At 72.0% G+C, this 12,954-nt stretch carries 14 protein-coding genes and 1 other RNA gene; 8 read left to right on the top strand and 7 right to left on the bottom strand.

The features are described 5' to 3' along the window. Positions 1-15: 15 nt before the first annotated feature. From ACNKF0_RS08285 to ACNKF0_RS08275, 3 genes are all read right to left on the bottom strand, one after another. A complete protein-coding gene (locus tag ACNKF0_RS08285; protein WP_299931759.1) occupies positions 16-1,362 on the bottom strand; it encodes a glutamine synthetase family protein in 1,347 nt (448 codons plus the stop codon). A gap of 79 nt (positions 1,363-1,441) precedes the next feature. Beyond that, positions 1,442-2,074 (bottom strand): hypothetical protein, encoded by a 633-nt coding sequence (locus ACNKF0_RS08280; protein WP_416957369.1) that lies wholly within the window; start codon positions 2,072-2,074, stop codon positions 1,442-1,444. Positions 2,075-2,147: 73 nt separating this feature from the next. Continuing rightward, positions 2,148-2,582, bottom strand: a complete 435-nt coding sequence (locus ACNKF0_RS08275) for a hypothetical protein (protein WP_416957367.1) — start codon at positions 2,580-2,582, stop codon at positions 2,148-2,150. Between the two features lie 111 nt (positions 2,583-2,693). Between ACNKF0_RS08275 and ACNKF0_RS08270 the strand changes: the two genes are divergently transcribed. Further along, positions 2,694-3,395 carry a response regulator transcription factor gene (locus ACNKF0_RS08270; protein ID WP_416957365.1) on the top strand — a complete coding sequence of 234 codons (702 nt, stop codon included), beginning with the start codon at positions 2,694-2,696 and terminating at the stop codon, positions 3,393-3,395. Position 3,396: 1 nt separating this feature from the next. After that, positions 3,397-4,695: a sensor histidine kinase gene (locus tag ACNKF0_RS08265; RefSeq protein WP_416957363.1), complete on the top strand. Its 1,299-nt coding sequence runs from the start codon at positions 3,397-3,399 to the stop codon at positions 4,693-4,695. A gap of 35 nt (positions 4,696-4,730) precedes the next feature. On the opposite strand, the gene ACNKF0_RS08260 is transcribed toward ACNKF0_RS08265, so the two are convergent. The 3 genes from ACNKF0_RS08260 to ACNKF0_RS08250 form a co-directional block, all read right to left on the bottom strand. After that, positions 4,731-5,108, bottom strand: coding sequence for a hypothetical protein (locus ACNKF0_RS08260; protein WP_416957361.1), 378 nt, complete (start codon positions 5,106-5,108; stop codon positions 4,731-4,733). A gap of 41 nt (positions 5,109-5,149) precedes the next feature. After that, positions 5,150-5,536, bottom strand: a complete 387-nt coding sequence (locus ACNKF0_RS08255) for a hypothetical protein (RefSeq protein ID WP_416957359.1) — start codon at positions 5,534-5,536, stop codon at positions 5,150-5,152. Positions 5,537-5,652: 116 nt separating this feature from the next. Further along, entirely contained in the window at positions 5,653-7,695 is a 2,043-nt protein-coding gene (locus ACNKF0_RS08250; protein ID WP_416957357.1) for an NAD(+) synthase, read from the bottom strand. Between the two features lie 58 nt (positions 7,696-7,753). On the opposite strand from ACNKF0_RS08250, the gene ACNKF0_RS08245 reads away from it, so the two are divergent. The 4 genes from ACNKF0_RS08245 (at position 7,754) to ACNKF0_RS08230 (ending at position 11,471) form a co-directional block, all read left to right on the top strand. Next, the gene (locus ACNKF0_RS08245) at positions 7,754-8,638 is read left to right on the top strand and encodes a GNAT family N-acetyltransferase (protein ID WP_416957355.1); all 885 of its coding nucleotides are present in this window, start codon (positions 7,754-7,756) and stop codon (positions 8,636-8,638) included. 48 nt (positions 8,639-8,686) lie between these two features. Beyond that, positions 8,687-9,859 carry a PQQ-dependent sugar dehydrogenase gene (locus tag ACNKF0_RS08240; protein ID WP_416957352.1) on the top strand — a complete coding sequence of 391 codons (1,173 nt, stop codon included), beginning with the start codon at positions 8,687-8,689 and terminating at the stop codon, positions 9,857-9,859. Between the two features lie 99 nt (positions 9,860-9,958). Further along, the gene (gene panB / locus ACNKF0_RS08235) at positions 9,959-10,807 is read left to right on the top strand and encodes a 3-methyl-2-oxobutanoate hydroxymethyltransferase (RefSeq protein ID WP_416957350.1); all 849 of its coding nucleotides are present in this window, start codon (positions 9,959-9,961) and stop codon (positions 10,805-10,807) included. Between the two features lie 82 nt (positions 10,808-10,889). Further along, complete coding sequence (locus ACNKF0_RS08230; protein WP_416957348.1) at positions 10,890-11,471, top strand: hypothetical protein; 582 nt, start codon at positions 10,890-10,892, stop codon at positions 11,469-11,471. Here the strand turns inward: ACNKF0_RS08230 and ACNKF0_RS08225 are convergent, their stop codons facing one another. Continuing rightward, a complete protein-coding gene (locus ACNKF0_RS08225; protein ID WP_299931786.1) occupies positions 11,472-11,696 on the bottom strand; it encodes a hypothetical protein in 225 nt (74 codons plus the stop codon). On the opposite strand from ACNKF0_RS08225, the gene map reads away from it, so the two are divergent. Both map and rnpB read left to right on the top strand, forming a co-directional pair. Further along, positions 11,695-12,567, top strand: coding sequence for a type I methionyl aminopeptidase (gene map, locus ACNKF0_RS08220; RefSeq protein ID WP_416957346.1), 873 nt, complete (start codon positions 11,695-11,697; stop codon positions 12,565-12,567). The two genes, ACNKF0_RS08225 and map, sit on opposite strands and share 2 nt — an antisense overlap. 13 nt (positions 12,568-12,580) lie before the next feature. Further along, an RNA gene (rnpB, locus tag ACNKF0_RS08215) (RNase P RNA component class A) lies at positions 12,581-12,949 on the top strand. The last annotated feature ends 5 nt before the right edge of the window (positions 12,950-12,954 follow it).

The raw sequence follows: 12,954 nt of genomic DNA, 5'->3' as shown, positions 1-12,954 counted from the left end.
GTCAGGTCCGTCGCCTCAGAGGACCGGCAGCATCCGGTCGCGCTCGTAGGCGGAGACCTGGGTGCGGTACTCCTCCCACTCGGCGCGCTTGTTGCGCAGGAAGAAGTCGAAGACGTGCTCGCCGAGCGTCTCGGCCAGCAGCTCGGAGTCCTCGGCGATGCCGATGGCGTCCCAGAGGCTGCGCGGGAGCGGCGCGATGCCCAGCGCCTTGCGCTCGCGCTCGGTGAGCGACCACACGTCGTCCTCGGCCTCGCGCGGCAGCTCGTAGCCCTCCTCGATGCCCTTCATTCCCGCGGCCAGCACGACGGCGAAGGCGAGGTAGGGGTTGCAGGCGGCGTCGATGGTGCGCAGCTCGACGCGCGTCGACTGGCCCTTGTTGGGCTTGTACATCGGCACGCGGACCATCGCGGAGCGGTTGTTGTGGCCCCAGCAGACGCCGGAGGGGGCCTCGCCGCCGCCGAGCAGGCGCTTGTAGGAGTTGACCCACTGGTTGGTGACGACGCTGATCTCGCTGGCGTGGCGCAGGATCCCGGCGATGAACTGCCGGCCCGTCCTGGACAGCTGGTACTCGGCGCCGGCCTCGAAGAAGGCGTTCCGGTCGCCCTCGAAGAGCGACACGTGCGTGTGCATGCCCGAGCCCGGGTGGGTCGTGTAGGGCTTCGGCATGAAGGAGGCCCAGATGCCGTGGCCCAGCGCGACCTCGCGGACGATGGTCCGGAAGGACATGATGTTGTCGGCGGTCGTCAGCGCGTCGGCGTAGCGCAGGTCGATCTCCTGCTGGCCCGGGCCGCCCTCGTGGTGGCTGAACTCGACCGAGATGCCCATCGCCTCGAGCATGGTGATGGCCTCGCGGCGGAAGTCCGCGCCGCGCGACTGGGCGGTGTGGTCGAAGAAGCCGCTGCGGTCGACCGGCTGCGGCTCATCGCCCTTCCCGGGCACGTCCTTGAACAGGTAGAACTCGATCTCGGGGTGCGTGTAGAAGGTGAACCCCTTGTCGGCGGCCGCGCTCAGCGTGCGCTTGAGGACGTGGCGGGGATCGGCGTAGGACGGGCTGCCGTCGGGCATCCGGATGTCGCAGAACATCCGGGCGGTGGCGGGCCACTCGTCGTCGCCGGTGCGCCAGGGCAGGATCTGGAACGTCGACGCGTCGGGGTGGGCGAGCATGTCGGACTCGTAGACGCGGGCGAAGCCCTCGATCGCCGAGCCGTCGAAGCCGATGCCCTCGTCGAAGGCGTTCTCGAGCTCGGCCGGGGCCACGCTCACGCTCTTGAGGAAGCCCAGCACGTCGGTGAACCACAGCCGCACGAACCGGACGTCACGCTCTTCCAGCGCCCGGAGCACGAAGTCCTCTTGCTTGCCCATGGCACCACCCTAGGGGTCACCGTGCCGTGCACGACGCCCCCCGCCGCAGGGTGGGCACCCGAGCTCGGAGGCGCGCTGCTCAACGGCAGATGTTGACGTCCTGCGAGCCCAGCACGCCGTCCGGGGCCGGTCGCATCGGCGCGAGCCAGCTCTGCGTCGTCGGCACGAACGCGATGCTGCCGTCGACCTCCCGGCGCACGCCGTCCACCCGCACCTTCTCGACGACGAGCGGCACGGTGACCGCGCGGCTGCGCACGCCCTCCCAGCAGGCCGACGCCTTCTTCTTGGTCACGGCCTTCTCGAGGGTGACCGGGTCGCCGACGCCCTCGCCGTTGTAGCGCCAGGCGACGGTGGTGACGTAGCCGGTGTGTCCCTCCCACGGCGCGCGGACCGTGGCCGACATGCCCCACGTGCGGCGGGTCGGGATCCGGAAGGCGACCTCCCCGTCGCGCACCTCCTTGGTCCGCGACTCCCAGACGTGGACGACGTCGGCGTCCAGCGTGCTGCGCGCGTTGACGAGCTGGACCTCGCAGCCCTCGCAGTCCTCGACGGTGAAGGTCAGCGTCGTGCGGGCGGCCGCGCTGTCCTCGACCTGCGCATGGGCCGACGGTGTCGTCGCGGCCAGCGTTCCCGCGAGCAGCGCGGCGCCGGAGAGCCCGGAGCGGAAGGTGAGGCCGTACGGCCGGTGGGTGCGGGTGGTGCGGTGGGTCATCTCGTCTCCCCGTGAAGTGGTGTGTCGCTGTCTGGACGCACCTGCGGCCGGGGAGGTTGCATCCGGCGGCAGCTCAGTCGTCCTCACCGAGGGTGTTGCGCTCCAGCTCGGCGAGCGTCGGTCGGCCGCGGTTGCAGAACACCTCGAGGTCGACGGAGTTGCGGCCGTCGCTGAAGACCGCGTCGACGTCGTCGTCGGGACCCTTCTCCCAGCTCACGATGCGCCACCCCGCGTCCTTGTCGGGTCGTACGCCGACGCCGTACGCCCACGTGTCGCGGCACTCGACGAGGAAGGCTCCCCACTCCCCGGAGATCTCCTCCGACACGGCCGGGCCCTCGGGGTCGGGGACCGACGAGGACGGCACCGAGACGTCGCGCGCGACCTCGTCGCCGACCGGCCCGCGGTCGCGGATGGTGGCGCCGACCGTCGACACCGCGAAGACGCCCACGAGCACGGCGACGACCGTGGTGGCGGCCCACAGGCCGACGAGCAGCATCCGACGTCTCACGTGCCCATCGTGCCCGCCCCCACGTCAGCGCGAGGTGAGGCGGTGGTTAAGGCAGTGCTAAGGCTCGCCCGCCGCACGGATCGTGGCACCTGCGGACGGTACGGTCGCGGCGTGGCCGAGGTGCTGATCATCGAGGACGACGACCGGATCCGGCCGTTGCTGGTGCGCGGCCTGCGCGAGTGCGGGCACACCGTGACCTCCGCGCCCACCGGGATGGGCGGCCTGCAGCTCGCCGTCGACTCCTCCCCCGACCTGGTCGTGCTCGACCTGGGCCTGCCCGACGTCGACGGCACCCAGGTGCTGTCGATGCTGCGCGCGGTCAGCCAGGTGCCGGTGATCATCGCCAGCGCCCGCGCCGACGACCCGTCCCTGGTCGGGGCGCTCGACGCGGGCGCCGACGACTACGTCGTCAAGCCCTTCACCAGCACCCAGCTCGACGCCCGCATCCGCGCCGTGCTGCGCCGGGTCGACGCCGGCCGGCAGCGGCCCTCGACCATCACGGTCGGCGGCCTCGCCGTCGACCTCGCCGGTCGGCGCGTCCACCTCGACGGCACCGAGGTCGACCTCACGCCGCGTGAGTTCGACCTGCTCGCCCACCTCGCGGAGCGACCGGGCGAGGTGGTGACCAAGCGCGACCTGCTCGTCGAGGTGTGGCGCCAGCCCTGGGGCGGCTCCGACAAGACCGTCGACGTGCACCTGTCGTGGTTGCGCCGCAAGCTCGGCGAGACCGCCGCCGCCCCGCGCTACCTGACCACGGTCCGCGGCGTCGGCGTACGCCTCGCAGCCCCGCAGCCCGCCGACGGGGACGGCTGAGGTGCGCCGCAGCCTCCTGCTGACCGCGGCCGCGGCCGTCTCGATGGTGCTGCTGGCGATGCTCGTGCCGATGGCGATCCTGGTGCGCAGCTATGCGCTGGAGGACAGGTTGGCCCGGGCGGCGCTGGAGGTGCAGGCCGTGGAGACGGTCGTGTCCGGGCAGGACGCCGGCGCGGTCGGGCAGTACGTCGACCGGCTCAACGATGCGGAACGCCACACCCAGGTCACGGTGCTCTACCCCGACGGCCTCGAGATCGGCCCCGACCGCGGGCAGGACGAGCTGGTCCTCGACGCCCGCAACACGGGCCGCGCCCGCGTCGACGACGTACCGGGCGGGTCGCAGATCCTCGTGCCGGTCTCCCGTGGCGGCAACTCCGCCCTCCCGTCGCAGACGCCGGTGATCCGGGTGGTCGTCGACGAGCCGGGCCTCGACTCGGTCGTCGGCGTGGCCTGGGGACTGCTGGCCCTGCTGGCCCTGGCGCTGCTCGCGGGATCCCTCGTGGTCGTCGACCGCCTCGGGCGGTCGTTCGTGCTGCCGATCCGGCGCCTCGCCGAGCACACCCAGACGCTCGGCCGACCCGGCGCGGTCACCCCCGTCGCGAACCTCGAGGGGCCGCCGGAGGTGCAGGAGCTGGCCGGCGCCGTCGACCGCCTCGTCGGCCGCATCCAGCTGCTCCTCGCCCGCGAGCGGGAGAGCGTCGCCGACCTCTCCCACCGCCTGCGCACGCCGGTCACGGCGCTGCGGCTCCGCGTCGAGACCGTCGACGACCCCGCCCTGCGCGACCGCCTGGCCGGGGACCTCGACGCGCTGCAGGCCACCGTCGACGAGATCGTCCGCGAAGCACGACGGTCCGAGCGCGAGGGTCTCGACCCCCGCACCGACGCCGTCGCGGTGATCGCCGAGCGCGTGCGCCACTGGGAGGCGCTGGCGGAGGACCAGGGCCGCGCCTACGACCTGCGGCTGGCCACCTCCGGCCCGCTGCTGCGCGCCAGCCGCACCGACCTGGAGGCGATGGTCGACGTGCTGCTCGACAACGTCTTCTCCCACACCCCCGACGACGCCGCCGTCCGCATCACGCTGGACGCCGACGACGACGCGGTCGAGCTGGTCGTCGAGGACGCGGGCCCCGGCCTGCCCGCGGACCTCGACGCGACGGGACGTGGCGAGAGCGGATCGGGCTCGACCGGCCTGGGCCTCTCGATCGCAGCGCGCACCGCCGAGGACTCCGGCGGGGTGATCACCACGGGCGCCTCGGACATGGGCGGAGCCCGGGTCGCCGTCACGTTGCGGACGGCCTGACCCGGGCTCCACCTCGCTGGGCGCCCTGCGCCGGTTCAGCGCAGGGTGACCTTCAGCGAGCACGACGCCCCGCCGGCGGGGGTCACTGTCAGCTTGAAGGTGTCCGTGCCGGCCGTGTTGCGGCGGAACGTGTCGAGGTCGAGCTCGCCCTCACGGTCCGCCCGCAGGACCCGCGACGTGGCGAGCCTGCCGTCGTGACGGACGGCCACTCGCCACTCGCTGCCCGGGCGGGCGTCGTCGATGTCAGCGTCGACCTCGAAGCCGCCGCGCTCGCGGTCGACGTTGAGCTCGTACGTCGCACCGGCGCAGGTGCCGCGGCGCTCGACGTCGGCGCTGGCCGGACCGGCGACGAGGATCGTGCTGCCGGCCGCGGCGGTCGCGACGAGGGTGGTGGCGATGAGCGTCTTCTTCATGGGTGTCTCCTCAGGAGTGGTCGGGCGTGGGAGTCGGGTCGTCAGGAGCCGAGCGTGGCCGTGCAGGGCTCGCCGTCGGCGGGGGTCAGGGTGACGGCGTACGTCGCGTCGCCGGGGTTGCCGTCGCTGAAGGCGTCGACGTCGATCTCGCCGTCCTCGTCGGTGGTGCGGGAGCCGGAGAGCAGCGACGTGTCGTCGCGGGTCAGCTCGACCTGCCACTCCTCGCCCGGGCCGGCGGACTGCAGCTCGGCGCTCACCTCGGTGCCGCCGTCCTCCGCCTCGGCGCTCAGCTCCCACGTCGCACCACCACAGGTGCCGCGCTCGCTGGTCTGGGCCTCGACCGCGTTGCCGACGGCCCACCAGGACCCGAGCCCGACCACGACCGCCGCGGCTGCGACTCCCCCGATGACTGCCTTCTTCTTCTGCACGATTCCTCCTCGTCGTCCGACGCCGGGTGCGGCATCGTGCAAGGAGGTTCGCGTGAGCGCGGCTAACCGCGCTCCAGCCCGCCGTTAAGGGCAGGCAAAGGGTCTCGTCCGTCGGGTCAGGAGACCGGGACGTCCCGGTCGATCTCCGCCAGCCAGGCAGTGCCCTTGGCGTCGCTGGGCATCCGCCAGTCGCCGCGCGGGCTCATCGTGCCGCTGGGGCTGACCTTGGGACCGTTGGGCAGCGCAGAGCGCTTGAACTGGTTGGCGAAGAACCGCTTGACGAAGACCTGCAGCCAGGTGCGGACCTCCTCCAGCGAGTACGCCACCCGCGCGTCCTCGGGGAACCCCGGCGGCCACTCCCCCGCCTCGAGGTCCTTCCAGGCGTGCCAGGCGAGGAAGGCGATCTTGCGCGGCCGGAAGCCGTGGCGCACCACGAGCGCGAGCGTGAAGTCCTGCAGGTTGTAGGGCCCGACGGTGTCCTGCGTGGCCTGCGGCTTCTTGCCCTCCTCGACGGGGATCAGCTCGGGAGTGATCTCGAGCTCGAGGATCTCGCCCAGCAGCTGTCCCACGGCCTCGTCGAACTCCCCGTGGCTGATGACCCAGCGGATGAGGTGTTGCACGAGCGTCTTCGGGACGCCGGCGTTCACGGTGTAGTGCGACATCTGGTCGCCGACGCCGTAGGTGCACCACCCGAGCGCGAGCTCGGAGAGGTCACCGGTGCCGACGACGATGCCGCCGCGCTGGTTGGCCAGGCGGAAGAGGTAGTCGTAGCGCAGGCCGGCCTGGACGTTCTCGAAGGTGACGTCGTAGACCTTCTCGCCGCGGCCGTAGGGATGGCCGAGGTCCCTGAGCATCTGCTCGGCCGCGGGCCGGATGTCGAGCTCCTCGAAGGTCACCCCGAGCGCCTGCGAGAGCCGGGTGGCGTACGACTTGGTGGTCTCCCCCGTCGCGAAGCCGGGCATCGTGAAGGCCAGGACGTCGCTGCGCGGGCGGCCGAGCCGGTCCATCGCCTTGCAGGCGACGATCAGCGCGTGCGTGGAGTCGAGGCCGCCGCTCACGCCGATCACGGCCTTGGGCGTGCCGATGGCGTTGAGTCGCTGCTCGAGGCCCGAGACCTGGATGTTGTAGGCCTCGTAGCAGTCGAGCGCGAGCCGCTCGGGGTCGTCGGGGACGAACGGGTAGCGGTCGACCTTGCGGAGCAGGCCGATGTCGCCGGTGGGCGGCTCGAGCTCCCACTCGACGGTGCGGAAGCGGTTGACCCGCTCGTGGTGCGTACGCCGGTTGTCGTCGAAGGTGACCTGACGCATCCGCTCCTGGCGCACCAGGTCGAGGTCGACGTCGACGACGGTGCGCCGCGGCCCGTCGGGGAAGCGCTCGCTCTCGCCCAGCAGCGACCCGCACTCGTAGACCATCGTCTGGCCGTCCCAGCTCAGGTCGGTCGTCGACTCGCCCTGTCCGGCCGCGGCATAGACGTACGCCGCCGCGCACCGCGAGCTGGCGCTGCGCGCGAGCAGCTTCCGGTCCTCGGCGCGCGCGATGGTGATCGGGGAGCCGCTGAGGTTGGCGAGCACGGTGGCGCCCGCGAGCGCGGCCTCGGCGCTCGGCGGCACCGGCACCCACATGTCCTCGCACACCTCGACGTGGAGGTCGAGGCCGGGGACGTCGAGGCAGCGGAAGATCAGGTCGGGCCCGAAGCGGACGTCCTGCCCGGCGACGGAGATCCACTCCAGCTCGCGGTCGTCGCCCGGGGCGAACCACCGGCGCTCGTAGAACTCGCGGTAGTTGGGCAGGTAGGACTTCGGCGCGACGCCGAGGACCGAGCCGCGGTGGACGACGACGGCCGCGTTGAAGACCCGGTTGCCGTGCACGACCGGCGCGCCGATGACCAGCATCGTCATCAGGTCAGCGCTCGCCGCCACGATCTCGGCGAGGGCCTCCTCGACCGTCGCGAGCAGCGTGTCCTGCAGGAAGAGGTCGTCCACCGAGTAGCCGGTCAGGCACAGCTCCGGGAACACCGCGACCGCGACCGAGTCGTCGTGACAGGCCTGCGCCTGCTCGAGCACGGCGGCTGCGTTGGCGAGGGGATCGGCGAGGTGCACCGGCAGGGTGACGGCGGCGATCCGGGCGAAGCCCTGGGCGTAGGCCGAGTAGAAGTCCACGCGGTCACTCTAGGGAACTCGGTGGACCACCCCGAGCCCGACGCGACAGGCTCCCCCCATGGCCCTCGACATCAGCCCCTGCGTCACCGACGACGACTACGAGGAGTGGCGGCGCGTCCGGATCGCCGTCGTGCCCTACGAGCGGACCCAGTCGCTCGCCGAGCTGCGGGAGGGCGACAAGCCCGCACGTCTCATGCTCCTGGCGCGCGTGGACGGAGAGGTCGTCGGGCACGGCCTGGCCCAGCCATCCGACACGAGCGGCGGCGGTTCGGTGATCCCGCGGGTGCTGGAGGGCCATCGCCGCCGAGGTGTCGGTACGGCGCTGCTCGAGCGTCTCGTCGCACACGTCGCCGACCTCGGTCTGCCGACGCTGCGCGCCGGTGCCGACGACGACGGAGCCCTGGCCTTCGCCCACCGGTTCGGCTTCGAGGAGGTCAACCGCGAGGTCGAGCAGACCTATCGCCTGACCGGACCCGTCGAACCACCCCCGGCCCCCGACGGCGTCGAGGTCGTCACCGCCCAGGAACGGCCGGGCCTGTGGGAAGCCGCGTACGAGCGCTTCGGCCTCGAGGCGCTCGCCGACTTCGCCGTCGACACCCCGCTCGACGTCAGCCCTGAGCGGTGGGCGCGTGACTGGCTGGTCGACCCGATGTTCCTCGCCCTCCACGACGGTGAGGTCGTCGGGTGCGCCGGGCTCGGTCGCGACGCCGACGAGCCGACCCGCGCCGAGAACGGGCTGACGGCCGTACGCCGTGACTGGCGCGGCCGCGGCCTCGCGGTCCACCTCAAGCTGGTCACCCTGGCCTGGGCCGCCGAGCACGGCATCGACGAGGTCTACACCTGGACCCAGGACGGCAACGCCGCGATGCGCACGCTCAACACCCGGCTCGGCTACGAGACCACCCGCGTCGGGATCCAGCTCGCGCGGCCGCTGGACCGCTGACGCGAGAGACCTTTACCCAGCATCGCCGCCGGCCCTAGCGTCGACGTCGTGCGCCTCACCGTCCGCAGCACCCGCGCGTCCGTGTCCCTCGTCGCCCTCCTCGTCACCGGCACCCTCACCGGCGGTCTGCCGACCGGTCCACCGCCGTCGGTCGCGGCCGCCGACACGGTGAGCGCCCAGAAGGCGCGCGCCCCGCAGCTCCGGGTCCGCACGGTGGCGCGCGGCCTCCAGCACCCGTGGGACGTCCAGCAGGCCACGGGCGGCCGGCTCGTCGTCTCCGAGCGCGACCGCGCCCGCATCAGCGTCGTACGCAAGGGCAAGCGACGGACCCTGGCCGACCTGTCGCGGCTGGTGTGGGTCTCCGGCGAGACCGGGCTGATGTCCCTCGCCGTCGACCCCGCCGCGCGCACACTGTGGGCGTGCCACGGCAGCGCGAGGGGCGGCACCCACGTGCAGGTGAGCCGCTGGCGCGTCGACAGGAGGTGGACCCGTCTCAGCAGCCGTCGCACCCTTCTCACCGGCCTGCCCTCGACGTCGGGCCGCCACGGCGGCTGTCGGCTGCTGCTCGACCGCGACAGCGACGCCCTCCTCGTCGGCACCGGTGACGCCGCGGTCGGCACCAACCCGCGCGACCTCGACTCGCTCGGCGGCAAGGTCCTGCGGGTGCACCGCCGCACCGGCGCACCGATGCCCGGCAACCCCTTCGTCGGTGCGAGCAGCGCGCGACGGTTCGTGTGGACCTACGGCCACCGCAACGTGCAGGGACTGGCCCAGCGCGACGACGGCTCGGTGTGGTCGGTCGAGCACGGCAGCTATCGCGACGACGAGGTCAACCGGCTCGTCGCCGGCGGCGACTACGGCTGGAACCCGGTCCCGGGCTACGACGAGACGGTCCCGATGACCGACCAGTCGCTGCCCGGCGAGCAACAGGACGCCGCCTGGTCCTCCGGCACCCCGACGATCGCCACCTCGGGGGCCGCGTGGGTGCGTGGTTCGCAGTGGGGCGCGCTCGAGGGGACCCTCGCCGTCGCCGCGCTGAAGGGCTCCGAGGTGCTGTTCATGCGGTTCGACGCAGCCGGCGCCCTCACCGCGGTGACGCGCCCGCCCCGGCTTCAGCGGCTCGGCCGGCTGCGGTCGATCACGTCGGCGCGCGACGGCGACCTCCTCGTCACCACCGACAACGGCGCGCGCGACCGCGTCGTACGCGTGTCCCCGCGCTGAGCGTGACCGTCGCCACAGCGCCCTACCCGCCGGTCGCGACTAGCCTGAGGAACGGTCCGTGGACTCCATCAGGGAGCCGCGAGATGACGAGGAGTGAGCATGCCTGAAGAGACTGCCCCCTACGGCTCAGGCCCGACCGCCCCGGCTGCGCCGGTCAAGCGGGTCCGCACCCATCACCTGCGGGAGATGAAGGAGCGGGGCGACAAGATAACCATGCTGACGGCGTACGACATGTACACCGCTGCGACCTTCGACGAGGCCGGCATCGACCTGCTGCTCGTCGGCGACTCCGCCAGCAACAACGTCTTCGGCAACGAGACCTCCCTCCCCGTCACGGTCGACGAGCTCCTCCCCCTGACTCGCGCCGTGGCACGGTCGGTGAAGCGCGCGATGGTCGTCGGCGACCTGCCGTTCGGCAGCTACCAGGCCTCGCCCGAGCAGGGCTACCTCACCGCGGTCCGCTTCATGAAGGAGGCCGGCGCCCACTGCGTCAAGCTCGAGGGTGGCGCCGAGATGGCCCCCGTCATCGAGAAGTGCACGCAGGGCGGCATCCCCGTCATGGCCCACATCGGCTTCACCCCGCAGTCCGAGCACACCCTCGGCGGCTACCGCGTCCAGGGTCGCGGCGACGCGAGCGACCGGGTCATCGCCGACGCCCGTGCCGTGCAGGAAGCGGGGGCGTTCGCCGTCGTGATGGAGATGGTCCCCGGCGACGTCGCGGAGCGGATCAGCAAGGAGCTGACCATCCCGACCATCGGCATCGGCGCGGGCGCCGGCTGCGATGGCCAGGTCCTCGTCTGGCAGGACGCCTTCGGCCTGCGCACCGGCCGGATGGCGCGCTTCGTCAAGCAGTACGCCGACGTGCACGGGGTGCTGCTCGAGGCGGCCCGGGCGTACGCCGACGACGTCCGCGGCGGCACCTTCCCGGGCGCCGAGCACACGTTCTGACGCTCGCGCCGACACGCGGGTCGGTGACAACCCGCGTCCGGCGCGGCAGGATCGGGCTTCCCGACGACGCGAGGAGCCCTCCGTGAGCGAGACCCCGGCCGAGAAGACGGCAGCCACCACGTCCACCGCCAAGACGACTCCAGCCAAGAAGACTCCAGCGAAGAAGACGACGGCCAAGAAGACGACGCCCGCGAAGAAGACCGCGGCCAAGAAGACGACTACCAGGAAGACAACGGCGAAGAAGGCGCCCGCCACGAAGAAGACCGCGGCGAAGTCCACCGCCACGAAGTCGACCGCCAGGAAGACCCCAGCCAAGAAGACCACGACCGCGAAGAGCACGACCAAGAAGACGACCGCCACGAAGCCGTCCACCAAGCCCGTGGCGACCTCGGCACGGCGCTCCCCTGCCGGGCGGGCCGCCGACGCCGGCAGCCAGGCGATCAGCACCGCCGCGATGGTCCAGAAGGTCGCGCAGGACACCGCCGAGCGGGTCGCGGCCGAGACGGCGGCCCGGGTGAGCAAGCAGTACGAGGCGGCGATCGCCGAGCTGACCAAGACCCTCGACAAGAACACCAAGCGCGCCCTGAAGAGCGTCCGTGCCGCCGCCGACGTGGCTCAGGCGGCGAACCCCGTCAAGGGCAAGAAGAGCAAGAAGAAGAAGTGATCAGTTGTCCGGGGTGCCGTCGGTGAGGCCGTCGCCGGAGCCCGGGCCGTCGTCGTTCCACTTCGGGTCGTTGTCCCACTCCTCGTTGCGCTCCTCGACCTTCTCGAGCGCACGCGAGGCCTCCGCGGACGAGGCGTAGGGCCCGAGGCGGTCGGCGTTCTTGCAGCCGTCCCTGCCCTCGACCGTGTGGTGGGTCAGGCAGAACCAGTATTCGTTCTCGCTCATGCGCCGAAACTACACTCGCGCCGTGCCTGTCGTATCCCCCGCAGAGGTATCTGCGCGTCGTGCCGTGCCCGCCCACATCGTCCGTCCGGAGTACGTCGACCTGCCGAAACCGCAGCGGTTCGAAGGCGAGGAGGTCAAGGACGACGAGACCATCGAGCGCATGCGGATCGCCGGCCGCCTGGCCGCCCAGGCGCGCGACCTCGTCGGCTCCCACGTCGTACCCGGTGTCACCACCGACGAGCTCGACCGCATCGGCCACGAGTTCCTCTGCGACCACGGCGCCTACCCCTCGACGCTCGGCTACCGCGGCTTCCCGAAGTCGCTGTGCTCCAGCGTCAACGAGGTGATCTGCCACGGCATCCCCGACGCGCGGGTCGTCGAGGACGGCGACATCGTCAACATCGACATCACCGCCTACATCGGCGGCGTCCACGGCGACACCAACGCCACCTTCCTCGCCGGCGACGTCGACGAGGAGTCCCGGCTGCTCGTCGAGCGCACGAAGGAGGCGCTCGACCGGGCGATCAAGGCGGTCAAGCCCGGCCGCCGGGTCAACATCATCGGCCGCGTCATCGAGGCGTACGCCAAGCGCTTCGGCTACGGCGTCGTGCGCGACTTCACCGGCCACGGCATCGGCACCGCGTTCCACTCCGGGCTGATCATCCCGCACTACGACGACGAGCGCTTCGACGACGAGATCCGCGTCGGGATGACCTTCACCATCGAGCCCATGCTCAACCTCGGCACGCCCGACTACGACATGTGGGACGACGGCTGGACCGTCGTGACCAAGGACCGCCGCCGCTCCGCGCAGTTCGAGCACACCCTCCTCGTCACCGAGGATGGCGCCGAGGTGCTGACGCACCCCTAGACTCGCCCTTGAGTGGGTCGGCCGGGCGGCCGCGGCACCGCACCTTCGGTGAGGCGTCGAGGAAGGTCCGGGCTCCACAGGGCAGGGTGGTGGCCAACAGCCACCCGGGGAAACCCGCGGGATCAGTGCCACAGAGAACAGACCGCCTCCCGGCGTGCCGGGCGGTAAGGGTGAAACGGTGGTGCAAGAGACCACCAGTGCGCCGGGCGACCGGCGCAGCTAGGCAAACCCCACCCGGAGCAAGATCAGACAGGATGCGTTCGAGGGCGGCCCGCCCGAGCATCCGGGTAGATCGCACCAGGCGGCCGGCAACGGTCGTCGCAGATGGATGGTCGCCCCCGCGTGAGCGGGACAGAACCCGGCCTACAGGCCGACCCACTCCCCCGC

Origin of the sequence: Nocardioides sp. T5, from assembly GCF_048161455.1 — a bacterium.
GTDB lineage: Bacteria > Actinomycetota > Actinomycetes > Propionibacteriales > Nocardioidaceae > Nocardioides.
The sequence above is the reverse complement of the archived record's forward strand: the minus strand, read 5'-3'. Positions and strand labels throughout refer to the sequence as shown.

What these genes read in the sequence shown, in the direction of transcription:
- map (WP_416957346.1), top strand. Translation starts at nt 11,695, where the DNA reads ATGCGCCGAAACTACACTCGCGCCGTGCCTGTCGTATCCCCCGCAGAG.
- ACNKF0_RS08225 (WP_299931786.1), bottom strand. Translation starts at nt 11,696, where the DNA reads ATGAGCGAGAACGAATACTGGTTCTGCCTGACCCACCACACGGTCGAG.
- ACNKF0_RS08245 (WP_416957355.1), top strand. Translation starts at nt 7,754, where the DNA reads ATGGCCCTCGACATCAGCCCCTGCGTCACCGACGACGACTACGAGGAG.
- ACNKF0_RS08285 (WP_299931759.1), bottom strand. Translation starts at nt 1,362, where the DNA reads ATGGGCAAGCAAGAGGACTTCGTGCTCCGGGCGCTGGAAGAGCGTGAC.
- ACNKF0_RS08280 (WP_416957369.1), bottom strand. Translation starts at nt 2,074, where the DNA reads ATGACCCACCGCACCACCCGCACCCACCGGCCGTACGGCCTCACCTTC.
- panB (WP_416957350.1), top strand. Translation starts at nt 9,959, where the DNA reads ATGCCTGAAGAGACTGCCCCCTACGGCTCAGGCCCGACCGCCCCGGCT.
- ACNKF0_RS08260 (WP_416957361.1), bottom strand. Translation starts at nt 5,108, where the DNA reads ATGAAGAAGACGCTCATCGCCACCACCCTCGTCGCGACCGCCGCGGCC.